The 22,264-nt window shown below is 70.7% G+C and carries 23 protein-coding genes; 14 read left to right on the forward strand and 9 right to left on the reverse strand.

All coding sequences use genetic code 11. The features are described 5' to 3' along the window. Positions 1-115 precede the first annotated feature (115 nt). A complete protein-coding gene (locus ABZ810_RS01585) occupies positions 116-1,054 on the forward strand; it encodes an alpha/beta hydrolase (RefSeq protein WP_358397814.1) in 939 nt (312 codons plus the stop codon). On the opposite strand, the gene ABZ810_RS01590 is transcribed toward ABZ810_RS01585, so the two are convergent. Beyond that, entirely contained in the window at positions 1,041-1,490 is a 450-nt protein-coding gene (locus ABZ810_RS01590; RefSeq protein WP_358397816.1) for an oxidoreductase, read from the reverse strand. The genes ABZ810_RS01585 and ABZ810_RS01590 overlap by 14 nt on opposite strands. Positions 1,491-1,880: 390 nt before the next feature. Between ABZ810_RS01590 and ABZ810_RS01595 the strand changes: the two genes are divergently transcribed. Genes ABZ810_RS01595 through ABZ810_RS01605 form a run of 3 tightly spaced genes read left to right on the forward strand, consistent with a single transcriptional unit; the run spans position 1,881 to position 4,668 of the window. Further along, positions 1,881-3,464, forward strand: a complete 1,584-nt coding sequence (locus ABZ810_RS01595) for a hypothetical protein (RefSeq protein WP_358397818.1) — start codon at positions 1,881-1,883, stop codon at positions 3,462-3,464. Between the two features lie 11 nt (positions 3,465-3,475). Next, positions 3,476-4,051, forward strand: coding sequence for a hypothetical protein (locus tag ABZ810_RS01600; protein ID WP_358397820.1), 576 nt, complete (start codon positions 3,476-3,478; stop codon positions 4,049-4,051). A gap of 47 nt (positions 4,052-4,098) precedes the next feature. Further along, on the forward strand, positions 4,099-4,668 hold the full coding sequence (locus tag ABZ810_RS01605) for an SseB family protein (protein ID WP_358397822.1): 570 nt from the start codon (positions 4,099-4,101) through the stop codon (positions 4,666-4,668). Here ABZ810_RS01605 and ABZ810_RS01610 read toward each other — a convergent pair. Genes ABZ810_RS01610 through ABZ810_RS01630 form a run of 5 tightly spaced genes read right to left on the reverse strand, consistent with a single transcriptional unit; the run spans position 4,631 to position 9,673 of the window. After that, positions 4,631-5,782, reverse strand: coding sequence for an SMP-30/gluconolactonase/LRE family protein (locus tag ABZ810_RS01610; protein ID WP_358397824.1), 1,152 nt, complete (start codon positions 5,780-5,782; stop codon positions 4,631-4,633). The genes ABZ810_RS01605 and ABZ810_RS01610 overlap by 38 nt on opposite strands. Beyond that, entirely contained in the window at positions 5,779-6,735 is a 957-nt protein-coding gene (locus tag ABZ810_RS01615; protein WP_358397826.1) for a sugar kinase, read from the reverse strand. Before ABZ810_RS01615 ends, ABZ810_RS01610 begins: the two co-directional genes overlap by 4 nt. Next, positions 6,732-7,595, reverse strand: a complete 864-nt coding sequence (locus tag ABZ810_RS01620; protein WP_358397829.1) for an SDR family oxidoreductase — start codon at positions 7,593-7,595, stop codon at positions 6,732-6,734. Before ABZ810_RS01620 ends, ABZ810_RS01615 begins: the two co-directional genes overlap by 4 nt. After that, entirely contained in the window at positions 7,592-8,482 is an 891-nt protein-coding gene (locus tag ABZ810_RS01625; protein WP_358397831.1) for a dihydrodipicolinate synthase family protein, read from the reverse strand. Before ABZ810_RS01625 ends, ABZ810_RS01620 begins: the two co-directional genes overlap by 4 nt. Next, entirely contained in the window at positions 8,483-9,673 is a 1,191-nt protein-coding gene (locus ABZ810_RS01630) for a mandelate racemase/muconate lactonizing enzyme family protein (protein WP_358397833.1), read from the reverse strand. 71 nt (positions 9,674-9,744) lie between these two features. Between ABZ810_RS01630 and ABZ810_RS01635 the strand changes: the two genes are divergently transcribed. From ABZ810_RS01635 to ABZ810_RS01680, 10 genes are all read left to right on the forward strand, one after another. Next, positions 9,745-10,596 carry an IclR family transcriptional regulator gene (locus tag ABZ810_RS01635; protein WP_358397836.1) on the forward strand — a complete coding sequence of 284 codons (852 nt, stop codon included), beginning with the start codon at positions 9,745-9,747 and terminating at the stop codon, positions 10,594-10,596. Further along, a complete protein-coding gene (locus ABZ810_RS01640) occupies positions 10,593-11,546 on the forward strand; it encodes a sugar ABC transporter permease (RefSeq protein WP_358397838.1) in 954 nt (317 codons plus the stop codon). Before ABZ810_RS01635 ends, ABZ810_RS01640 begins: the two co-directional genes overlap by 4 nt. Further along, positions 11,543-12,481 carry a carbohydrate ABC transporter permease gene (locus tag ABZ810_RS01645; RefSeq protein WP_358397841.1) on the forward strand — a complete coding sequence of 313 codons (939 nt, stop codon included), beginning with the start codon at positions 11,543-11,545 and terminating at the stop codon, positions 12,479-12,481. Before ABZ810_RS01640 ends, ABZ810_RS01645 begins: the two co-directional genes overlap by 4 nt. 38 nt (positions 12,482-12,519) lie before the next feature. Beyond that, positions 12,520-13,827 (forward strand): hypothetical protein, encoded by a 1,308-nt coding sequence (locus ABZ810_RS01650; RefSeq protein ID WP_358397843.1) that lies wholly within the window; start codon positions 12,520-12,522, stop codon positions 13,825-13,827. 11 nt (positions 13,828-13,838) lie between these two features. Then, positions 13,839-15,116, forward strand: coding sequence for a BNR-4 repeat-containing protein (locus ABZ810_RS01655; RefSeq protein ID WP_358397845.1), 1,278 nt, complete (start codon positions 13,839-13,841; stop codon positions 15,114-15,116). 12 nt (positions 15,117-15,128) lie between these two features. Beyond that, positions 15,129-16,283: a glycoside hydrolase family 16 protein gene (locus ABZ810_RS01660; RefSeq protein ID WP_358397848.1), complete on the forward strand. Its 1,155-nt coding sequence runs from the start codon at positions 15,129-15,131 to the stop codon at positions 16,281-16,283. After that, positions 16,280-16,876, forward strand: coding sequence for a bifunctional 4-hydroxy-2-oxoglutarate aldolase/2-dehydro-3-deoxy-phosphogluconate aldolase (locus ABZ810_RS01665; protein ID WP_358397850.1), 597 nt, complete (start codon positions 16,280-16,282; stop codon positions 16,874-16,876). The genes ABZ810_RS01660 and ABZ810_RS01665 overlap by 4 nt, the downstream gene beginning before the upstream one ends. Positions 16,877-17,017: 141 nt before the next feature. Then, positions 17,018-17,536 carry a G5 domain-containing protein gene (locus tag ABZ810_RS01670; RefSeq protein ID WP_358397852.1) on the forward strand — a complete coding sequence of 173 codons (519 nt, stop codon included), beginning with the start codon at positions 17,018-17,020 and terminating at the stop codon, positions 17,534-17,536. A gap of 63 nt (positions 17,537-17,599) precedes the next feature. Further along, entirely contained in the window at positions 17,600-18,325 is a 726-nt protein-coding gene (locus ABZ810_RS01675; RefSeq protein WP_358397854.1) for a hypothetical protein, read from the forward strand. A gap of 47 nt (positions 18,326-18,372) precedes the next feature. Next, positions 18,373-18,864 carry a hypothetical protein gene (locus ABZ810_RS01680; RefSeq protein ID WP_358397857.1) on the forward strand — a complete coding sequence of 164 codons (492 nt, stop codon included), beginning with the start codon at positions 18,373-18,375 and terminating at the stop codon, positions 18,862-18,864. Between the two features lie 4 nt (positions 18,865-18,868). Here ABZ810_RS01680 and ABZ810_RS01685 read toward each other — a convergent pair whose 3' ends face one another. From ABZ810_RS01685 to ABZ810_RS01695, 3 genes are all read right to left on the reverse strand, one after another. Further along, complete coding sequence (locus ABZ810_RS01685; protein WP_358397860.1) at positions 18,869-19,261, reverse strand: RidA family protein; 393 nt, start codon at positions 19,259-19,261, stop codon at positions 18,869-18,871. A 137-nt stretch (positions 19,262-19,398) separates the two neighbouring features. Next, positions 19,399-20,955, reverse strand: coding sequence for a serine/threonine-protein kinase (locus ABZ810_RS01690; protein ID WP_358397863.1), 1,557 nt, complete (start codon positions 20,953-20,955; stop codon positions 19,399-19,401). Positions 20,956-21,130: 175 nt separating this feature from the next. Continuing rightward, positions 21,131-22,192, reverse strand: a complete 1,062-nt coding sequence (locus ABZ810_RS01695) for a tartrate dehydrogenase (protein WP_358397866.1) — start codon at positions 22,190-22,192, stop codon at positions 21,131-21,133. Between the last annotated feature and the right edge of the window lie 72 nt (positions 22,193-22,264).

Consider the following 22,264-nt stretch of genomic DNA (forward strand, 5'->3'; position numbering starts at 1 on the left):
GACGGAAGGACAAAGGTCCCTACCGCGGCCGGATGCGGTGCACGCGCTGTGGGCCAAGTTGTACGGTGGCGGCCGGGACAGCGGCCGGCGACGACTACCAGATACGGGGACTGCGGTGCCACTCGATCGGAACGCGGCGCAGCTCCTGCAATTCCTTTCCGCGACCTTTCCCGACCTCGGCGGCGCGGTGACCGACGCCCAGGAGGCGCGGGCCGTCCTGGCCGGCTTCGGCTTCCCGCGCGGCCCGGAGGTCGCCGCCATCGAGTACCGCCAGATCCCCGGAGACCCGCCGATCCCCGTCCGGATCTACTGGCCGCGCTGCGACGTCTCCCCGCCCTATCCGATCGTCGTCTACTTCCACGGCGGCGGCTTCGTGCTCTGCGACCTCGACTCCCACGACGGCGTCTGCCGTTCCCTCGCGAACGAGGCCGCGGTGATCGTCGTCTCGGTCGACTTCCGCCTCGCACCCGAGCACAAGTACCCGGCGGCCGTCGACGACGCCTACGCCGCCACCGTCTGGGCCGCCGCCGAGGCCGCGTCGCTGGGCGGCGACCCCGCCCGCGTCGCCGTCGCCGGCGACAGCTCCGGCGGCACCCTCGCCGCGGTCACCTGCCTGCGCGCCCGCGACGAGCAGGGCCCCGACCTGGCCTGGCAGTTGCTGCTCTACCCCGCCATCGACTGGCACGCCGACGACCTGCCCTCCCGCAAGGAGAACGCCGAGGGCTACTTCATGACCATGAAGCACATGGAGTGGTACGCCGAGCAGTACCTCGACGACCTGTCCCAGGCCAGGGAGCCCTACGCCGCCCCCGGCCGCGCCGACAACCTGGCCGGTCTCCCGCCCGGCCTGGTCATGACCGCCGAATACTGCCCGCTCCGCGACGAGGGCGAGGCCTACGCCGCCCGCCTGGCCGCCGACGGCGTCGCCGCCACGTGCCACCGCGTCCGCGGCCTCTTCCACGGCTTCTTCGGCCTGGGCCCCTACATCCCCGCCGCCCGCGACGCCGAGAAACTCGCCGGCACCCGCCTCCGCGCGGCCCTCAACCCCCGCTGACCAGCCCCTCCCACGACCACCGAGGAATGCTCAACCCGTCCGGCACCTCATCGGCCGAATCCTGGTACCGCGCCATCGTCGTCGTGACCGCCCACGCGAAGTAGTCGTGCAACGCCCGCCGAACGGGCCCTTCCAACCCCACATCGTCGAGCGCCTGGTCGAAGCACACGATCGCCCGCTCGTCTATGTCCTCATGCACCCCGTTCCCACTGTGCCTCCGCACGACCGACGTCTCGTCCCCGTACCGCTCCGAGTACGTCGCGGGCCCGCCCAGCGCCTCACCCCAGTAAGCGGCCAGCCGTTCGGTGTGCTGAGGATGAACGCCATGCTGGAACGGATGCCCCGCCACCTCGTCCTTCGCCACCAGAGCATGCCAAGCCTCGGCAAGCCGCAAAATCCCCGCAGCCCCGCCCGCCGCCTCAAAAACACTCCCCATACCCCCAGCATCCTCCAGCAGCCCACCTCCGCCTAGCCGTTCCGAAACATTCACCGAACGAGCACGGAAGCCGAGTGCGGCCCCTCCGAAATCCACCTCTGCCGCGCTGTCGAGGGCCTTGGCCGACTGTGGCAACCAGTTTGCGCTTTTGGGCGGCTGATGTCTGTTCGTCCGTATCAACCTGTGGGTGTCCGTAGCACTTCGATCAAGAGAGCCCGGTGAGACGTTGACGATCGGCTCGACTTTGCGTTACCTCTGGCGCAAGAGATCGTTCTCTTCCCGTTCGCGCCAGGGGTCGAGCGGGTGCCTGCGGCCCGGTGGGATGAGGACCGTAGTGAACGAGCCGCGGGGGTTCGAGTGAGCCGGGCGGAGCGGGCAGCATCCGAACTCGTGCGGGTCAAGGGACTGGCCGAGGTTCACGGGGATGTGCTGCGTAAGGCTTATCAGCTGCTTTATGACGGTGCGCTCGTCGGTCCGGCGGCGGACCAGTTGTTCGCGCGGCTGACGGGCTCCCATGACTCCGCCCGGTCTGGTTTCTATGAGGCGTTCGACCAGATCCAGCGTTTGGCTGCTGAGGCGGAGGGGGGTCCGCCACGGGTTGGGGAACCGTACGTGCCGGGTCCGCCGCGTGGTGGTCTGCGCGCTTCGGGTGACGTGCGCAGTGGCTCGCCGGACCTGCTGAATCTCCTGGCCATCGAACTCGGACGAGCAGGGCGGTCATGGGGTCATGCCGGGGATGATCTCACGCGCGTCCTGGCGGGATTGGGATTGGGCACTGGTCCTGCGCGGGCGATCGCCCGCGCGGGGAGCGGCGTCGCCGCACACCAGGGCGAGGTCCGTCGGCGTCGGGATGAGTTGCTGAAGGCCGACCAGCAGGCGGCGATTCAGGCCGCGTTGAACGCGGTCCGTGGTACGGCGCAGGCGATCGGGTCCGCCGACAATGAGCGACCGGGCCTGCTCAAGACAGCCTGGAACGCCGGGTGGGACATGTATGTGAAGCGCTACCTGGGCGGGGTGTGGGACGGGACGAAAGAGATCGGCCTGACCGCTCTGGCGAGCAACGCCGCGACGTCGCCGTTCTACAACATGATCGACCATGAAGGATGGGTGCAGCATGGTCCGGTCGGCATGACCACGGGCCTGTGGAATGGGGTCCAGCATCCGGTGGAGTTCGGCAAAGCGATCGTCAACTGGGATCAGTGGAAGAAGGACCCGATTCGGGCTTACGGAGAGATGGTCCCTGGGGCCATCCTCGCTGTAACGACAGGAGGCGCCGGGACCGCAGGCAGTGCCGGTTCCAAACTGGGAACGGTGGCCGGCAAGTTTGGCAAGGTCGAACGGATCCCACCGCGTGGCCGGACCGAGGGAATTGAGAAGCCTGGGCCAGGGAAGCTTCCGGACGAGCCCAAGGCACGACCGGGAACTGTTCCCGGCGACGGGTCATCGCCACCTCAGCAGCCGCGATCACCTGAGGGTGGCTCGTCGGCCGGTGGTTCGCCTGGCGACGTTCGGGTCGGTGGTAGGCCTGCACCGGGACGTTCAACTGCTCCCAAGCCCGAGGCGCCGAAGTTCGTCAACCCGCAATACTCGGCCGAGCGGCTGGAAGCGCTGACCAAGGCCGCAGGCGGGCTCCGGGGTGTCTACGAGAAGCATGGCGCGAGCCTCGCCGGAACAGTGATCGGACATGAGGCCAAGGGTCTCGGCTCGGGGCAGAAAGCTCACATCGTCCGACGGGTCGAAGAATTGGGATTGTCGCAAGCCGAGTCGGCGGACGCGGCGATGGCCGCCGCTCAGCGTGCCTGGGGGCAGGCCGGCCAGATGAAGCTTCCCAACGGTGATACCGCCGTCGTCCCGGGACATCCGCAGGTCCCCGACACCTTCGTCGTGGGAAAGGACGGCAAGATCTCCGTACGGAAGTCAAGGCGCTGGTTTGATAGGGAAGACAACGAGTTCAAGATCGAATTTCTCGACTGATGGGCGATGCTATGTCTGATGCCGAACCGCTGAGCTCACGCGACTATGAGCTTTTCATCCTCCACACGATGGTCGATGCACCTGATGATCTTGTGGAGGAAACACTTCGCCGTGTGGAAGCCGGCAGAGAGGACATGGAGGCGTCTCGTCGGCGAATCGAAGAACAGAACTACATCATGCGCCCTGCCTTCGACGAGCTGAGTGCACTGTTCGCGCCCTCGCTGCGTGAAGAGCATCGTGAGGCCGATGGGCAGCCGTTGTTGGTGCGAACCTTCCCACTGCAGATCTGGAGCGACTTCTTCCTGGAGATTCATGGGACCCCGGGAGGGCTGATCTGGGATGAGCGTTTCGTGCGTGCAGACGGCACCCCGTCACCGCGAATCGACGCACCCTCTCAGCTGCGGGCGTGGCTGATGACAAAGGACGAGGTGGAGGAACGGTTCGGAGCTCTTGAGGAGGTCGAGTTGTGGTCGCCGTACGCGGCCTACTCGTTCAACCATCCCGCTCCGGATGGCCAAGGTGAACAGACGCACATCGTCACGTTCTCCAGATCACTCCTTCAAAGCGCCAAGCCGGTCAGATCGTGAATCATCACGACCCGGCGGCAGGTCCCCTGAGCTCGGGCGCGCTCAGGGTGACCGAGGTCTGGATCCCGGTTCAGGAGAACGGTCTGCCGCTCGTGCTCGGGTTGGGGGAGCACGCCGCCGTTCTTGCAATGACGTCGAAGCGGAGCCTTCCTGGCGAATTGCCTCCGGGATGCGTGGTGTGGCAGCGGATATCGCTCAACCAGTTGGCCGCGATCCTCTCCGGGGATGTGCTCGTCTGCCTCCACCCGGACGGCGACGTTCTCGGCGCAGAGGTACTTGAACAGCTCAGTGGCCGACGGCTGGTTCGCGCGGCCGAACACGTGCGAAAAGGCCAGACGACGTTGCCCGAGCTGTGGACGGAGTTCCTCGAATCGACGGTCTACTGCCTGGCCGCCGACGAACCAGGGACCGTGGCGTACGAGTCCGACGGCCGGTGCACTGTCCCGGTGTTCAGCTCCCTGCTCTATATGGCTCGAACGGTCGGCGACGTGGCCTGGCTGTCGACCACTGGACGAGACTTGGTGGCGCAGATGTCCGGTAATTACGAACTACGACTAGACCCAGGCGCCTCTTACTCGGTCACTTTGGAAACGGATGGGGAGTACAGCCAGGGGTAGGGAGGGGGCCTTTGTAAGGGGTGGGCGGGAGGCCTTGGGAGCGGGTCGGGATGAGGTGGAGGCCGGTCTTCGTGGTCACGGCGAGGGTGGTCAGGTCGGGGCCGGCGAAGGTGCATGAGGTGGTGTGCGTCGCGGGGACGTCGAGGCTCTCCACCAGGCGGCCTTCGGGGGTGAAACGGCGGATCTGGGCGGCGTCCCAGGTGGCCACCCACAGGCAGCCCTCGGAGTCGACGGTCAGGCCGTCGGGCTTGCCGTGGGTGAACGTGATGAGATGGCGGGGAACGGTGGGGGTGCCGGTGGCGAGGTCGTAGTCGTACGCGGTGATGACGCGGGGGCCGGTGTCCGTGACGTACATGGTGCGGCCGTCAGGACTCCAGCCGAGCCCGTTCGGCACCGACAGGCCAGTGATCATGCGGGTGGCTCCTTCGGGTGTGACCCGAAACAACGAGCCGGCCCCCGGCGTGACGTCCAAGGCCATGCTCCCCACCCAGAGCCGGCCGAGCGGGTCGCAGCCACCATCGTTCAATCGAAGGCCGCCCCCTTCCAAGTGCCCGCCCCCTTCCAAGTGCCCGCCCCCTTCCAAGTACCCGCCCGCTTCCGAGAGTCCCAGGCGCCCGCCCGCTTCCAAGTGCCCCAGACGCCTGCTCTCTTCCGAGCGCCCCAGGCGCCCGGCCTCCTCCAAGCGTCCGTCCCCTTCCGACAGCCCGCTCTCTTCCGAGCGCCCGCTCTCTTCCGAGCGTCCGCGCCCTGCCAAGTGAAGGAGTGGCGAGACCGCTTCCTTCGGGAGGAGGGGTGGTGGGGTGGTCCCGGTGATCGTCGCCAGGCCTGTGCCGAGGGCGGCGATCAGGCCGTCCTCGGAGGGGACCACCAGGCTGAGGGTGGGTGCGTGGGAGGAGAGGTCGCGCGTCCGGACGAGGGAGTGGGAGGAGAGGTCGCGCGTTCGGGCGAGGGATTGGGAGGGGAGGTCGCGGGTCCGGACGGAGGTGTCGGAGGGGAGGCCTTGGGGTGGGAGCCGGTCGGTCCAGGGGACGGTGTGCAGGAGGGCGCGTTTGAGGTCAACCCAGTGGAGTTGGTCGGTGGCGGGGTCCCAGCAGGGGCTTTCGTACAGGGTCATCGGGTGGCGGCGGCGGTGAGCAGGGCGTGGGCGGCGGCGCGGTCGGGGAGGCCTTGGGTGTCTCCGGGGGCGGCTATGACGGCGGCGGCGAGCTGGGTGCCGAGCCAGGCGGCGGCCGAAGGGGGAAGGCCGCGAAGGCGGCCGGCCAGGTAGCCGCCCAGCATCGCGTCCCCGGCTCCGACCGGGTCGACGACCGTGTCGGCCGCGCTCTCCAGGTGGCCGTCGGCGTGCCACACGCCGTCCGGGCCCGCCTTGAGGAGGACCTCCCTCACGCCCAGCTTCGACGCGGTCGCGAAGACCTCGGAGGGGTCGGTCACGCCGAGGAGTTCGTGGGACTCGTCCTGCCCCAGGGCCAGGAGGTCGACGGAGGGGAGGAACGAGCGGAGGGTCTCCAGCACGAGGTCGTACGAGCCCAGGGACGGGCGCAGGTTGGGATCGAGGACGACTTTGACGCCGCTCGCGTGGGCCTTGGCGACGAGGTCGCGGACGAGGGCGGCCGGGCCCTCGCTCAAGGCGGCGGGGTCTTCGCCGAGGGCGACGGTGATGCCGGTGAGGACGATCGCCCGGGGGCGCGAGGCGAGGATGCGGAGCGCGTCGGACGGGCCCATGGCGGAGGCGGCCGATCCGCGCCGGTAGTAGTGGACGCGGCGTCGCCCGTCCGGCCGGACGTCCTTGAAGAAGACGCCGGTGGGCCGGTCGGGGTCGGCGGCGACGAGGGTCGTGTCCACCTCCAGGGCGTCCGCGGCGGCGAGGACGCGGTCGCCGAGCGGGTCGGCGCCGACGCGGGAGGCGAACGCGGCGCGCAGGCCCAGGCGGGCGACGGACGCGCAGGTGTTGAGCTCCGCCCCCGCGACGTGGACGTCCAGGTGCGGGGCGGCGGCGAGCGAGGTGGCCGGGGGCGGCTGGAGGAGCACCATCGCCTCGCCCACGCCGACCACGTCGAGGCGGGTCACAGGAAGCGCTCCCGCAGATCCGGGCGCAGGAAGGCGGCGGGGGAGGCGATGCTCAGCCCGCCGTCGACCGGCAGGACCGCGCCGGTGACGAAGCTCGCCTGCGGGGACGCGAGGAACGCGACGGCCTCGGCGACCTCGTCGGGGCGGCCGGTGCGTCCCAGCGGGTAGCCCTCGGTCGCGCGTTCCAGGTGTTCGCCGCCGATCAGGCCGGGCGCCACCGCGTTCACCCGGACGCCCCTGGGCCCGCACTCCAGGGCGAGCTGCCGGACCAGAGCGTCCAGCCCGCCCTTCGCCGCCGCGTACGCGGGCAGCCAGGGGGCGGCGAGGAAGGAGTTGACGGAGCTGACGGCGACGATGGCCGCACCCGCCGGCAGGTGCGGGAGTGCGGCTCGGACCAGGTAGAACGCGGTGTCGAGCACGGACGAGAGGCCCGTGCGCCACTGCTCGTCGGTGGTGTCGAGCACCGAGGCGACGGGCATCACCGCGGCGGCGGGGACCACGACGTCCAGCCGTCCCAGCGACGCGACGGCGGAAAGAACGGCGTCGGCGGCGACGGCCGAGTCCGTGCAGTCGGCCACCAGGAAATCGGTGAAGACGGGGTCGTCGCAGGGGTCGAGGCCGATGCCGACGACGCGGTCGCCGCGCGCGGTGAAGGCGGCGGCGATGGCCCGGCCGATCGGGGAGTTGCCGCCCGCCAGCAGGACGCCCCGGGGCTCCGGAGGTGCGGTGGCCTCGGCGCTTCCGCTGGCCCTGGCGCTTCCGCTGGGCCCGGCGGTTCCGCTGGTCACGGCGCTTCCGGTCGTCATGGCGCTTCCGCTGGTCGCGGCGTTCGCGGCGTTCGCGGCGTTCTCGGTGGTCATGGTGCTTCCGGCAGGTCCAGGGTCGCGAGGACGGCGTCGAGGCCGGCGAGCGTCCCGGCGTCCAGTGGGCGGGCGGGAGAGCGGACGGCGGCGGACGCGATCAGGCCGCGGCGCACGAGGACCTCCTTGTGGACGGCCCAGGCGAGGCCCGGCTGCATGCCGAAGCGGATCAGCGGGAGGAGCCGGTTGAACGCCTCGTGCGCCTCCCGGTGGCGGCCCGCCGACCAGTCGCGGAGGACGGGGGCGAGGAGGTCGGTGAACTCGCAGGCGGGCATCGTGCCGACCGCGCCCGCCGCGTACTCCTCCAGGACGAAGAGGGCGTTCTGCCCGCCGAAGACGGCGAACGCGGGGTCGACGCCGCGCACGACGCCGCCGACCTTGGGCGCGGTCGGTGGCGCCTCGACCTTGACCGAGGTGACGCCGTCGAGCTTGCTCAGCTCCACGATCAGGCCCTCGGGCATGGCGACGCCGGTGGCGCCGGGGGCGTCCTGCACCATCACCTCGGCGCCCACCGCGCCGACGGCGCCGTAGAAGTCGGCGAGCTGCGCGGCCGACGGCTTCACCATGAACGGCGGGAGCACCATGAGCGCGCCCGCGCCGCCGTCGGTGGCGGTGCGCGCCTGCTCGACGGCGGTGACCGTGCTGGTCGCGGCGACGCCGGCGACGATCGGCACCGCGCCCGCCACGGTCTCCCGTACGGCGGCCAGCACCTCGGCGCGGTCGCCCGCGGTGAGCGCGAAGCCCTCGCTGGCCATGCCGAACAGCGCGACCCCGTCCGCGCCGGCGGCGAGCTGGAACTCGACGAGCCGGCGCAGGCCCGGCAGGTCGAGCCCGCCGTCGGGGGTGAAGGGGGTGGCGAGGACGGGGACGAGCCCGGAGAGGGTCACTCAGGCCTCCGAAGAGTTGGTCGGCGGGGAGATGGTCGACAGGGAGATGGTGGACGGGGCGGTGGCGTACGCGGCGACCGCGTCGGCGTCGACCTCGACGCCGAGGCCGGGGCCGGTGGGGAGGGGGAAGCCCTCCGGGCCGCCCGCGAGGGGGCTTGCCAGGATCTTTCCGGCCACCTCGCAGGTGGTGGGCTGGTATTCGAAGAACGCCAGGTCGGAGACGGCGGCGCTGACCTGGATCCCGGCGGCGAGGACGATGCCGAGGCCGGTGGAGTGGTGCGGCGCGACGGGGACGTGCCTGGCGGCGGCGAGCTCGGCCATGGCCATCAGCTCGGTGATGCCGGTGCGGCCGACGTCGGGCTGGGCCAGGCCGACCGCTCTGCGGTCCAGCCAGTGGCCGAGCTCGTAGCGGTTGCGCATCGTCTCGCCGACGGCGATGGGGAGGTCGACGCGGCGGGCGAGCTCGCGGTGGCCCTCCACGTCCTCGGGCGCGAGCGGGGCCTCCAGGAACAGCGCGCCGCGTTCGGCGAGCCCGCGTCCCAGGCGGACCGCGTCGGTCACCGAATAGCGCCAGTGAGCGTCGACCGCTGTGTGCAACCCAGTTGCAGAAACCGTGTCGAAGGTCGCGAGGTCCTGCTCCACGCCGTATCCCAGGTGGAGTTTGACCCGGTCAGCGCCTCGGCTCACCCACTCCTCCGCGAGCTTCGCACGTTCGGCGTCGGTCGGCCGGGGCAGCCCGCTGACGTACACCGGCACGTGGGATCGGAACGCTCCACCGAGCAGCTCCGCGACAGAACGCCCGGTCAGACGGCCTGCGAGGTCCCAGAGCGCGATGTCGACGGCGGCCAGCGCGTCCGCCTGGTGTCCGGTCAGGTGGCCGCGTTCGCGCATGAGGTCGCGGAGCTTGTGCCACAGCGGGCGCACGGCGGTCGGATCCGCGCCGAGGAGTACCGGGGCCAGCAGCCGCTCGACGATCGCGGCGGGCACCTCGGGTGCCACCGGCGCGAGCGCCTCACCCCACCCCGACGTTCCGTCCTCGCAGGTCACGCGAACGACCAGGGTCTCGAAGCGGCCCGAGTAGAGGCTGCGCCACGGCGGCCGGAGGAAGTAGCCGTCGCCCTTCTCCGGCGGCGTGCCCAGGTAGGCGTCGTCGTGCCGGAGCTTGAGGGGATAGACGTCTACCCGGTTCACAAGGGGTTGACTTCCGTGCAACATGTGGGCAACCTTCCCACATCCTGCAAATCGAATTCAATGGAGACAGGGTGGCTTCCGATCAGAGCAACAACCAGAGCGTGGAACGGGCCGCTTCGGTCCTGAACGCGTTCCTGGCCGGACGGCCGGAGCTGCGGGTGTCGGACGTCGCCAAGGCCACCGGCCTCGGCACCTCGACCGCCTCCCGGCTGCTGGCGACCCTGGAGTCCCTCGACTTCGTCGAGCGCGACCCGATCAGCGGGCTCTACCGGCTCGGCACCGCGCCCATCACGCTCGGCGGAGTCGCCCTCAACCAGCACCCCGTGCACCGCGAGGCCCGCCAGATCGCCCAGGACCTCGCCGCGGTGCTCGGCCTCGGCGCCAACGTCGCGGTGCGGCGCGGCGACACGATGTTCTACCTGCTCAACTTCGAGGGCCGGAACGCGCCGCGCTCGTTCGTCCTCACCGGCCAGCGCAAGCCGCTGCACGCCACCGGCATCGGCAAGTGCCTGCTGCTGGCGCTCGACCCGGCCGAACGCCGCGCGATGATCCCGCGGCCGACCGGGTTCACGCCGTACACCATCACCGAGCACGAACGCCTCGACGAGGAGCTCGCGGTCGCCGCGCACCGCGGCTACGCCACCGAGATCGAGGAGCTGGCGCTCAGCCGCGCCTGCGTCGCCGCCCCGATCCGCGACGCCTCCGGCACGATCGTCGCGGCGATCTCCATCTCCGGCCCGCTGTCGGTGATCGACCTGCCCGCCCGCCAGGACGAGCTGGCCCGCGTGGTCATCGAGTCCGCCGACTCGATCAGCGTCGGGCTCGGGTACGTCGGCCCGGTCGGTCCGCACGGTTCGCTCGGCTCGTCCGTGCCGCCGCAGGCGCAGGGCCCGGCCGCGCCGGTCGGGCAGGGCCGGGGATGAGCACGCTCGGGACCCGCCGCGGCGGGCGCGGATCCGCCGGACGGGGGCCTGGCGCGGGCGGCGGCCGTCCGGAGGCGGGCACCCGGCTGTCCAACCGCACGTTCGCCTGGCTGCTGCTGGCGCCCGGCCTGGCGATGTTCGCCGCGATCATCGTCTATCCGCTGGTGTCGGCGCTGGCCACCGGGTTCTTCGAGCAGAGCCTGGTCCGGCCCGGACGCCGCTTCGTCGGGCTGGCGAACTTCACCGCCGTCCTCTCCGACGAGTTCGTCCCGATCCTGTGGCGCACCCTCCAGTTCACGATCGGCGCGACCGTGCTGCCGTTCCTCCTGGGCCTGGCGCTCGCGCTCGCCCTCAACTCGGGCGTGCGCGGCAGCGGCGTGCTGCGCGGCCTCTTCCTCTTCCCGTGGGTGATCCCGGGCGTCGTCGTCTCGTTCCTCTGGCTCTGGATCTTCAACGCCAACTACGGCGTCCTGAACGGGGTCCTGCTCAAGGTGGGGCTCATCGACGCCGGGGTGAGCTGGCTCGGCCAGACCACCACCGCGATGATCGCCGTCGTCATCACCAAGACCTGGGCCAGCTTCCCCTGGATGATGGTCATGCTCCTGGCCGGGCTGCAGACCATCCCGAAGGAGCTGTACGAGGCCGCGTCGGTCGACGGGGCCGGGGCGATCCGCCGCTTCCGCGCGGTGACCTGGCCGCACCTGCGCGGCATCGCCGGGATCGTCTTCCTGCTCGAGTTCATCTGGAACTTCCAGCACTTCGACACGATCTACGTGCTGACCGGCGGCGGCCCCGCCGGCAGCACCAAGACCTTCGCCGTCGCCGTCTACGAGACCGCCTTCAAGGGCTTCGACCTCGGCCGCGCGACCGCACTCGGCGCGTTGTGGATGGTGCTCCTCCTCGCGGTCGTGGCGATCTACCTGCGCGCCGAACGGAAGGGCAGCGAATGAGCATCGACCTCGCGACCGAGCGCGACTCCGGTACGTCCGCCCGTTCCGCCGAGCGGGCCGAGGCCGGGGCGCGTCCGAAGCGCCGCCCCGCGCTCCGGCGTGCGCGCCCCGAGCAGCGGCGGTCACGGCTGGTCGCCTGGCTGGCGATCCTGGTCATCGGCGCGTTCGGCGTCCTGCCGATCTACTGGCTGGTCATCACCGCGCTCACGCCGACCGAGCAGGCGTTCAAGATCGAGCCCTCGCTGTTCCCGAGCACGATCACGTTCGAGCACTTCACCAAGCTGGCCGAGAACGAGCACCTGTTCCGCTACCTGGTCAACAGCGTCATCGTGTCGGTGATCACCGCGGTGCTGAGCGTGCTGGTCTCGGCCTACATGGCCTACTCGTTCAGCAAGTTCCGCTACCGGGGCCGCCGGTCGCTGATGAACCTCGTGCTGGCCTCGCAGATGTTCCCGCAGGCGCTGCTGCTGGTCACGCTGTACGCGGTGTTCAGCTCGATGGGGCTGCTCAACACCTACCTCGCCCTGGTCCTGTCGTTCACCACGTTCACGCTGCCGCTGTGCGTCTGGATGCTCAAGGGCATCTTCGACACGATCCCGGACGCGCTCATCGAGGCCGCCGCGATCGACGGCGCGTCCCGCTGGCGCACCCTGCACCAGGTGGTGCTGCCGCTGGCCACGCCGGGGCTCATCGCCGCCGGGCTGTTCGCGTTCGTCCGCGGCTGGAACGACTTCATCTTCGCCCTCACCCTCACCGGGTCCGACAAGCAGACGCTGCCGCCGGGCCTGGTGCACACCTACATCGGGGAGTTCCAAACCGCCTGGCCCGAACTCATGGCCGCGTCCTTCGTCGTCTCCATCCCCGTGGTGGCCGCCTTCATGGTGTTGCAGCGCTACCTCGTCGGCGGGCTGGCGGCGGGCGCGGTCAAGGGCTGACCGACCCGAACCCGGGGTCACCCCCTCAAGGAGAACCCATGCACAACCACCCCACGCCGGACCCCACCCTCACCCGGCGTTCCGCACTCCGCCTGTTCGGCGTCGGCGCCCTCGGGATCGCCGGTGCCTCCGCCCTGGCGGGGTGCGCCCCCTCGGGCGGCGGCTCGGCCGGCGGCGACAAGAACGCCGACCACTTCACCTTCACCGGCTGGGCGATGAACGAGGCCTCGACGAAGGACGCGGTCGGGGCGATCGTCAGCGCCCACGCGGCCGCGAGCAAGGTCAAGATCGACACGGCGTCCTATCCGTACAACGACTTCCTCAACCAGCTCATCCTGAAGCTGCGCGGCGGCGAGGTCACCGGCGCGATCCAGCTGGACGTGGCCTGGCTGGGCGCGATCGCGTCCATGGGCAAGCTCATGGACCTGAGCACGCAGGCGGCGGCCGGCGGCTACACCGACGTCGCGCTGTCCGGCGGCAAGTACGAGGGCAAGCAGTACGGCCTGCCGTGGGCGACCGGCTCCATCGGCCTCATCGCCAACACCGAACTGCTCGAGAAGGCCGGCGTCGACGAGATGCCCACCACCATCGAGGAGTTCGAGGCGGCGCTGCGCGCGGTGAAGAAGCTCGGCAACGGCGTGGTGCCCTACGCGGGATCGACCAAGCCCGCCCAGCTCAAGGACATCATCCCGTGGATCCAGACGTTCGGCGGGAAGCTCCTCGACGGCGGCCAGGTGACGATCGGCGACGACGCGTCGGTCGCCGCGGTCGACTGGTACAAGAAGTTGTACGACGAGAAGCTGATCGCGCCCGACGTGGACCGGTTCGACGCGCGGGCGCTGTTCTCCCAGGGCAAGGCGGCGTTCTACGACGACGCGCCGCTCGGCAAGGGCGTCGTCGCCAAGCAGGCGGCCGACAAGTCGCTCGGCACCAAGATCGAGCCGCTGGCCCGGCCGGTGCTGAAGAAGGGCGACTCGCCCCGCGCGATGCTCTGGGGCGGACTGATCGCGGTCGTCGACGGCGAGGGCGCCACCAAGGCCGCCGAGTTCGCGGCGCGCACCACCTCCGACACCGCCACCACGGTCGGCTACTTCACCAAGACCGCCTACCCGCCCAGCACCACCCAGGCGCTGGCCGACAAGGCGGTGACGGGCGACCAGTGGAACGTGCGGTTCGGCGAGCGGGTCACCAAGACCGCGACGCCCAACCCGTTCTGGCAGTACGCCGCGGCGCCGCAGATGGACACGGCGCTGGCCCAGCAGGTCCAGGCCGCGCTCGTCGGCCAGGCCAAGACCAAGGACGCGCTCGGCAAGGCCGCCGAGACCATCAAGCCGCTGGTCAAGTAGGAGGACCCGCCATGCCACGCTCGTTCCGGGGCATGCGGGTCCTGGCGGGCGGGGCGGCGGCGATCACCGCCGCCGCCCTGGCCCTCGCCCCCGCCGCGGTCGCCGCCCCCGCCGCGCCCGCACTGGTCCCGTACACGATGGACTCGTCCAACCAGGCGGGCTGGTGGAGCCCGCTCGACACCTACGAGGGCGCCGGGCAGTACGCCTACCTCGCCTACAACGAGCCGGGCTCGACCGCGGGCACCCACCGCGTCGCCATCGCGCGCCGGGACGGCTCCGGCGCCTGGTCCAGGCTCCAGCTCACCACCAACGGCACCCCGGCCGAATACACCGACGACCTGGGCCACAACCAGCCGTCCCTCGCCCGCGACGGCAGCGGCCGGTTCCACGTCTTCGCGTCGATGCACAACAACGCCTGGCGCTACTTCCGTTCCGACACCGTCGGCGGCGCGCCGACCGGCCACTCGGCCGACCTGCCCGACCAGGGCAAGCTGTTCACCTACCCCGTCGTCGCGACCGCCCCCAACGGCGACCTGTACGCCATCGCCCGCATGGACGGCCCGTCCTCGCGCGCCGGCCGGCTCTACCACTGGGACGACTCGGCGGCCCGCTGGAGCGCGGTGGCCACGTTCGCCGACACCCCCAACCGCTCGGTCTATCCCGACGACATCCAGGTCGACGCCTCGGGCAACGTCCACATCCTCTTCGAGTGGGCCCTCTTCCCGGCCCAGACCGTCCGGCACGAGCTGACCTACCTGAAGTACGCCCCGGCGACCGGGACGTTCAGCCGCCACGACGGCACCCCGGTCGGCGTCCCGGTCACGACCGCCACCGCCGACGTCGTCCAGCCCCTCGAAACCGGCGAGGCCTACCGCGACAGCACCGACACCGGCCCGACGGTGCAGAGCGCCAAGGTCACCCTCAACGGCACCTCGCCCCGCATCGCCTACCGCTACCGCACACCCTCCAGCGGGACGTACTTCAACGTCCGCTACGCCTACCCGAGCGGCGCCTCCTGGGCCCGGCAGACCGTCTACTCCGCCGGCCAGACCCGCGCCGCCCTCGACATCACCTGGGACCCGGCCCTCGGCAAGCGCGTCTACTACGTCCTCGAATCGGGCACCGACCGGGTCTTCTCGGCGACCGAGTCCGGCGGCGCCTGGACCCGCACCTCCGTCGCGCCCGGCCTCCCCATCCAGCGCATCGCCGTGAAACGCGACACCGACGGCGACGACGTCCTCTACCTCGCCGACCCCACCGGCCAGAAGCTCTACTACGGCCGCAGCTGAGAAGGGTTCGCCATGCTCCGTTCCCGCCTCCTCACCCTCGCCACCGCCGCCCTCGCCGTCACCGCCCTGACGACCCCCGCGCACGCCGACCCCACCGGCACCGGCTGGACGCTCGCCTTCTCCGACGACTTCGACGGCGCCGCGGGCAGCCCCCCGTCCGCCGCCAGGTGGAACTTCCGCACCGACGTCAAGGCCCTCAGCGCCCAGCTCGCGCGCAACGTGACCCTCTCCGGCGACGGCCGCCTCCGGATCCACCTCAAGAAGGAGGACGTCTCCGGCAAGCAGTTCACCGGCGGCGGCGTCGTCAGCAAGCAGGCCCTCCGGTACGGCTACTACGAGACCCGCGCCCGGCTCAACGACGGCCCCGGCTGGCACACCGCGTTCTGGCTGATGGCGGGCAACGGCTCCACCACGTTCAACCCCGAGCACCGCACCGAGATCGACGTCCTGGAGACCGACTCCGCGGGCCCGACCACCACCCAGCACAACGTGCACACCTGGAAGGACGCCACCACCAAGACCCCCGTCCACTACGGCACGGGCGTCTACGACACCGGCGCCGACCTCCGCCAGTGGCACACCTTCGGCGTCGACTGGCGGGAGACCTCCGTCCGCTACTACATCGACGGCGTCCTGAGGTTCACCGCGCCCTACAAGCCGTCCGAATGGACGCACGACTACCTCAACATCTGGCTGACCTCCATCGCGTACGGCGTGACGCCCGACCCCGCCAAGCTCCCCGCCACGGTCGAGTTCGACTACATCCGCTACTGGCAGCGCGACTACTACGTCGACAACGACGGCCCCGCCGCGTACGGCTACGGCGAGTCGGGCACCTGGCAGACCAGCGCCCTCACCGGCTGGACCCACGGCTCCCCGGTCCGCTACGCCTGCACCGCCGGCGCCACCGCCACCTACCGCCCGAACATCCGCTCCGCGGGCAGCTACGACGCCTACGTCTACAACCCGTCCGGCAGCGGCGGCGACCCCCGCGCCCGCGCCACGCTCAACGGAACCACGACCACCATCGACCAGAGCACCGGCACCCCCGGCTGGGTCCCCCTGGGCACCCACACCCTCCCCGCCGGCACCTCCACCACCGTCACCCTGACCGCCAGCGGGTCCAGCTGTGCCCGCGCCGACGCCGTGAAATTCATACGCCGATGACCTATCGCCACGACCTGACCGCCCAGATCACCGCCGACCGCGTCATCGGCATCATCCGAGCCCCCGACGCGGAGACCGCGATCGCCCAGACCCGCCGCCTCACCACCGCGGGCCTCTCCACCATCGAGATCTCCCTGACCACCCCGGGCGCCCTCGACGCCGTCCGGGAACTCGCGGGCACCCTCATCGGAGTCGGCACCGTCCTCGACGAGCACCAGGCCGCCTCGGCCCTCGAAGCCGGCGCCGCCTTCCTCGTCTGCCCCACCCTCTCGCCCCAGGTCATCCGCGCCGCCCACCGACACGGCGCCCCCGTCGTCGCCGGGGCCGCCACCCCCACCGAGATCGTCCAAGCCCTCGAAGCAGGTGCCGACCTGGTCAAGCTCTTCCCGGCCACCACCTACGGCCCCGACGGCCTCCGCGCCATCCGCCAGGCCCTCCCGCAAGCCCCCCTCGTCCCCACCGGAGGAGTCTCCCCGTCCACCGCCCCTGCCTGGCTGGCCGCGGGCGCCGTGGCCGTGGGCATGGGCGGCGACCTCACCCGCGCCACCACCCCCGAAATAGCCACCCTCCTCAAAACCCTCCAAACCCCCTGACCGTGGTCCCGCTGCGACCGGGACAACCCGCTGATGTTCGTGGGGACCAAAGCCCCTTCTGTGGATCTGTTCGTCCAAATAGCTTGAGCTGCCTCACCACGACGGGGGAGTCATGCGATGAGGCGAATTTCGATCACGGGAATGGCGATCGGCTGTCTGCTCGCACTGAGCGCGTGCGAGCAGACGGCGAAACCCGAGGCGGCCGCGATCGAGCCGACCACACCGGCGACCACCTCATCGACCACCACGGCCCCGGCGAAACGCGTCGTGACCGAGACGCGGCCGATCCCGTACCGGACCACGAAGGTGAACGATCCGGCCCTCCCCGCCGGCACCACCAAGGTGAGCCGCCGCGGGGCCCGAGGCGTCATGACCTTCACCTACGAGGTGGCCCTCGCCAACGGCGCGGAGACGGGCAGGAGACTGCTCCGCAGAACCGTCACCAAAGCGCCGGTCACCCGCGTCATCTCCATCGGCACCAAGCAGGCCCGGCAGTGCGACCCGAACTACACCGGCGCCTGCGTGCCGATCGCCGGCGACGTCGACTGTGACGGCGGCAGCGGCAACGGCCCCGCCTACGTGCAGGGCCCGGTCCGCATCGTCGGCTCCGACATCTACGACCTGGACCGCGACGGAGACGGCATAGCCTGCGACACCTGACCGCGTCGGCCGTACCGGGGGAGCCGGAATGTCGTTCCCCAACCATCAGGACCGTGATCCTCCATGACCGACGCAGCGGACTTCATGGAACTCCTGCGGCAGGGATCTGCCGAACTGTTCGCCGACCACCCCGAACGGATGGACTCGGGCGACCTCATCCCGTCCCCGAACGTGATCGCTCCGCAAGATGTCGAGCTCTTCTTCGAGGGTGCCAAGGCCGGGCTCATCACCCTGCACCGGGGCGCGCGCTTCAACACGTGCGACCGGCCCACCGCCGCCGGCCATTGGGGCCTGCTGTCGCGCAGCAGGGAGGGCGGCTGGTACAACGCCGAATACCTGCCCCAGATCGCGGCGTACGTGAAGGCGGTGCTCGTGTACGGCCATCCGCGCGGGCGGGTGTTCTTCGAACTTCCCGCGAAGGCGCTTCAGCTGGACCTCGCGATCGTCGACGACCGGTCCCAGGTGATCGTCGCGGGGGAGGCGAAACGTTCGGTGACGGCCCTCGGCGTTCTCCGGGAGCGGGTGCTCGAACGGTACGGCGACCGTCCTCCCGGTGCGGAGAGCAAGAAGCGCGGCGACGAGGCGCGCCAGCTGGCCTGGCGCCTGTGGACGGTCGCTCCGAAGATCACATGGCTGGTGGGGCCCGGCCACAGGGAGGCCTTCGACACGGGCCTGTGGCCGCTGCGGCTCAGTACGCGTCCGCGCCTGCCGCACGCTCACGAACTCGGACTGGCGCACGAACCGGACGACCCCATCACCGTGCCGGATCTGGCGGGCGGGGCCAGGTGAGCGGGAAGGAGCAGGCTGCTGTGACGGAACGGGGTCAAGGGCGTTCGTTGGAGCGGATCGAGGAGGGGGATCTTGCTCGGCTGGCTGAGCTTGCGTCGCTTGCCGAGCGGGGGTTGTTCGAACGGAACCCCGCAGGGGCGGGGCGGTACGAGGGGCGGCTTCTCTGCCGGGCCCTGTGTCAGGGGGCGGCGCTCCACTTCGTGGACGGGACTTCCGGTGTGAAGGATTTCGATGTCTGGTCCTTCTACACCGTGCGTGAGGACGGACTGCCGTTCCCCTATCGGTGGCGGGGGACGGAGGACTACGGGCCGTCCAAGTTCGGGAGGTATCCGGAGGATCCGGAGTCGTTCATTGGGCGGCGGGTCGATCTGCTCGGGCGGTCGCTCCCGGTCGGGCCTTCGGCCGATCCCGTCGCCGCCGTGCGCGAGTACCTGACGGCGGCGGGGTCGGTGACGGCGAGGTTCCTGGCGTCCAAGGCGGTGGTGCTCGTCGAGCCCGTCGAACGCCGGGGACAGGTCATCTGGCCGGTCGACGCTTAGGGCTTTAATTGACGGCGATGGCTTCTACTTCTATGAGGTAGTCGGGGTTGGAGAGCCGTTCTATGCCGATGAGGGCGTCGGCCGGTTTGTGGTCGCCGAAGAGGGACACGCGGGCTTCCTCGATCAGGGGGAGGTACTCGCGGCGGTGGGCGACGACGTAGATGGTGAGCTTGGTGACCTGGTCGGGACGGGCGCCGGCGGCGGTGAGGGCGCGGCCGAGGTTGGCGAACACCTGGTGGGCCTGGGCGCTCAGGTCGCCGCGGCCGACCAGGGTGCCGTGCACGTCCTCGGGTTCCTGGCCCGAGACGAACACCAGGCGGGTGCCGGTCGCGACGACGACCTGGGTGTACGTGGACGGGACCGGCAGGTCCGCGGGGTTGACGCATTCCAGCGACATCGAAGGGCCTCTCGGGGATCGGTGGCCGCGCGGGGCACCGGGAGCGTAACGACCAGGGGCGTGCGCCGGTCAAAGGGTTTTCGGGTGCCCGACGGGCGTTCCGGAAGAGGCGCTGGGCGTCGCTTATGGCCGTTCCTCTAGTGGCGGGAGAACTCGGCTCTGACCTTGCTCGACCAGATGAAGGGTTGGGCGCCCAGCCACAGGAGGCCGAAAAGCAGGAGGGGAGCGATGAGGGGGGTGCTGTGGGACGTGTCCAGTTGCAGTTCTGCGCCTGCGAACGCGTAGATGGGCACGACCCAGAGGAGGGCCACCAGGCACTCGGCGAGCACGGCCATGGCGAGCAGGGCGAGGCGGGCGGGCGGGTCGGTCACCCGTTCGGCGAGGGACGGGTTCACCGCGGCGAAGATGAACATGAGCGCGAGCGTGCTCAGCACCCAGGAGATCTCGAAGCCGACGTTGGGCTCGACGCGCGGAAGACCGCCGTGCCTGTACGCGAACACACCGAGAATTTCCGTGTGGACGCCGACGAGGGTCGCGAACACGAGAGCGAGGACGAGCGTCGGCCGGTGTGGCAGGAACCACAGCCCGCACAGGACGATGAACGCTCCGACCAAGGGCAGTAGCAGCAGGAGCGCGGCCTGTCCCGCCGTCAACATCTCGATGGGGGGCATTCCGCTGGTACCCCGCCATGGACCGGCCAGGAAGGTCAGGACGGCGAGTGCGGTGCAGAGGAGGGAGGCCCTGACGAGGATCGTCTGGCCACGGCGGGGCGGGGTGCGGTCAGGCGGGCGGAGGAACGCGGTGCGGGGCGGCGGGGGTGTGGCGGGGGGCCTGGGCTCGGCCGTGGTCGGGGCCGCGGGGCCTGGGGCGGGGGTCGGGTTGAGCGCGGTGTTGAGCAGGTCGCGGACCTGGGCGGGGGAGAGCCGTTCGCCGGGGTCCTTGCGGAGGAGGCCGTTCAGAACCTGTGCGAGCGGCCCGCCGCACTGGGGCGGGGGCGGCTGCCGGGTGGCGATGGCGACGAACACCGCGCCGTGGCTGGGGCCGTCGAACGGGCGGTGGCCCTCGACCGCCGCGTACAGGGTCGCGGCCAGGGACCACAGGTCGGAGGCCGGGGTGATGGCCTTGCCTTCGACCTGTTCGGGGGACATGTAGGCGGGCGTGCCCAGCACGGTGCCGGAGCGGGTGATGGTGATGTCGCCCTCGACCGCGGCGATGCCGAAGTCGGTGAGGACGACCCGGTCGTCTTCGAGGAGCACGTTGGCGGGTTTGACGTCGCGGTGCACGACGCCCTGCGCGTGGGCGGCGGAGAGGGCGTCCAGCATCGCGAGGCCGATCGCGGCGACCTGCGCCTGGGGGAGCGATCCCTGCTCGTCCAGCAGGTTCTCGAGGGAGCGGCCGCGGACCAGCTCCATGACGATCCACGGACGGCCGTCGCCGCCCATCACCCGGTCGTAGACGGTGACGATGCCGGTGTGCCTGAGGCGGGCGGCGGCGCGGGCCTCCCGTTCCATCCGCGCGTACCAGACGCGCCGTTCCTGCTCGGTGACCTGTTCGGGCACCCGCAGCTCCTTGACGGCGACCTCGCGGTCGAGGTCGGTGTCGTGGGCGCGCCACACCGAGCCCATGCCGCCCTGGCCGATCCGGCCCAGGTTCCGGTACCGGCCCGCCAGCACCCCGTCGCCGTCCCAGCTCATGATCGGAATCTATCGTCGGCGGGCGAACGGACGGAAGCGATCTCCGCAACTGTCAGACATCTATGTCTATGTGGCCGCATCGTGACCCGGCCAGCGTGCGGCACCCCCACGGCCCGGCCCCGGGCTTCAACGAGCACTACGAGCTCGGGGCGATCGTCTGGCGTTGAACGAGCCGTCAGAGGGTCTCGACGAGGGCGGCGGTGAATTCGTCAGTGGTGGCGGAGCCGCCCAGGTCGGGTGTGCGGACGGTGCTCTTGGCGAGCACCGCGGTGATCGCGTCGGTGATGTCGGCCGCGGCGCGGGCGTGGCCGAGGTGGTCGAGCATCAGGGCGGCGGACCAGATGGTGCCGAGCGGGTTGGCGACACCGCGGCCCGCGATGTCGGGGGCCGAGCCGTGGACGGGCTCGAACATCGACGGGAAGTCGCGTTCGGGATTGAGGTTGGCCGAGGGCGCGATGCCGATGCTGCCCGCGACCGCCGCGGCCAGGTCGCTGAGGATGTCGCCGAAGAGGTTGGACCCGACGACCACGTCGAAGCGGGCCGGTTGAAGGACGAACTTCGCGGCCAGCGCGTCGATGTGCTCCTGGTCCCAGGAGACGCCGGGGTGGACGGCGGCGCGTTCGGCGACGAGCTCGTCCCAGAACGGCATGGTGTGCACGATGCCGTTGGACTTGGTGGCCGACGTGAGGTACCCGCCGCGCCGGGCCGCGAGGCCGAAGGCGTAGTCGAGGATGCGCGTCACGCCGGCCCGGGTGAAGACCGCCTCCTGGACGGCGATCTCCTCGGGGAACCCCTGGTGGAGGCGGCCGCCGATCTGGCTGTACTCGCCCTCGACGTTCTCCCGGACGATCACGAAGTCGACCTCGCCGGGCGCGGCGTCGCGCAGCGGGCTCGGCACGCCCTCGAAGACGCGGATCGGGCGCAGGTTGACGTACTGGCGGAAGTGCCGGCGGATGGGGATCAGCAGGCCCCAGAGGGAGACGTGGTCGGGCACGCCGGGATAGCCGACGGCGCCGAGCAGGATGGCGTCGTGCTCGCCGAGTCGCTCCAGGCCGTCGTCCGGCATCATCGCGCCCTCGTTCAGGTAGCGCTCGCAGGACCAGTCCAGCTCGGTGTAGGTGAGGCCGATGCCGTGCCGTTCGCTCACGGCGTCCAGGACGCGGCGCGCGGCCGGGACGACCTCGGCGCCGATGCCGTCACCGGGGATCAGGGCGATGCGATGGTGCTGCTCGGTCATGGGCCGATTGGAACAACCGCGCTCGGTGCCCGTCCAAGACCGATCGTCGATCGGTCTCATAGGCGGCGCCTA

Source organism: Spirillospora sp. NPDC047279 (genome assembly GCF_040643285.1).
GTDB lineage: Bacteria > Actinomycetota > Actinomycetes > Streptosporangiales > Streptosporangiaceae > Spirillospora.

Bases quoted from the DNA above. Each gene is read 5' to 3' on its own strand.
- ABZ810_RS01590 (WP_358397816.1), bottom strand. From the start codon at position 1,490: ATGGGGAGTGTTTTTGAGGCGGCGGGCGGGGCTGCGGGGATTTTGCGG.
- ABZ810_RS01600 (WP_358397820.1), top strand. From the start codon at position 3,476: ATGTCTGATGCCGAACCGCTGAGCTCACGCGACTATGAGCTTTTCATC.
- ABZ810_RS01610 (WP_358397824.1), bottom strand. From the start codon at position 5,782: ATGACCCTGTACGAAAGCCCCTGCTGGGACCCCGCCACCGACCAACTC.
- ABZ810_RS01620 (WP_358397829.1), bottom strand. From the start codon at position 7,595: ATGACCACCGAGAACGCCGCGAACGCCGCGAACGCCGCGACCAGCGGA.
- ABZ810_RS01640 (WP_358397838.1), top strand. From the start codon at position 10,593: ATGAGCACGCTCGGGACCCGCCGCGGCGGGCGCGGATCCGCCGGACGG.
- ABZ810_RS01645 (WP_358397841.1), top strand. From the start codon at position 11,543: ATGAGCATCGACCTCGCGACCGAGCGCGACTCCGGTACGTCCGCCCGT.
- ABZ810_RS01650 (WP_358397843.1), top strand. From the start codon at position 12,520: ATGCACAACCACCCCACGCCGGACCCCACCCTCACCCGGCGTTCCGCA.
- ABZ810_RS01655 (WP_358397845.1), top strand. From the start codon at position 13,839: ATGCCACGCTCGTTCCGGGGCATGCGGGTCCTGGCGGGCGGGGCGGCG.
- ABZ810_RS01660 (WP_358397848.1), top strand. From the start codon at position 15,129: ATGCTCCGTTCCCGCCTCCTCACCCTCGCCACCGCCGCCCTCGCCGTC.
- ABZ810_RS01665 (WP_358397850.1), top strand. From the start codon at position 16,280: ATGACCTATCGCCACGACCTGACCGCCCAGATCACCGCCGACCGCGTC.
- ABZ810_RS01670 (WP_358397852.1), top strand. From the start codon at position 17,018: ATGGCGATCGGCTGTCTGCTCGCACTGAGCGCGTGCGAGCAGACGGCG.
- ABZ810_RS01675 (WP_358397854.1), top strand. From the start codon at position 17,600: ATGACCGACGCAGCGGACTTCATGGAACTCCTGCGGCAGGGATCTGCC.
- ABZ810_RS01685 (WP_358397860.1), bottom strand. From the start codon at position 19,261: ATGTCGCTGGAATGCGTCAACCCCGCGGACCTGCCGGTCCCGTCCACG.
- ABZ810_RS01690 (WP_358397863.1), bottom strand. From the start codon at position 20,955: ATGAGCTGGGACGGCGACGGGGTGCTGGCGGGCCGGTACCGGAACCTG.
- ABZ810_RS01695 (WP_358397866.1), bottom strand. From the start codon at position 22,192: ATGACCGAGCAGCACCATCGCATCGCCCTGATCCCCGGTGACGGCATC.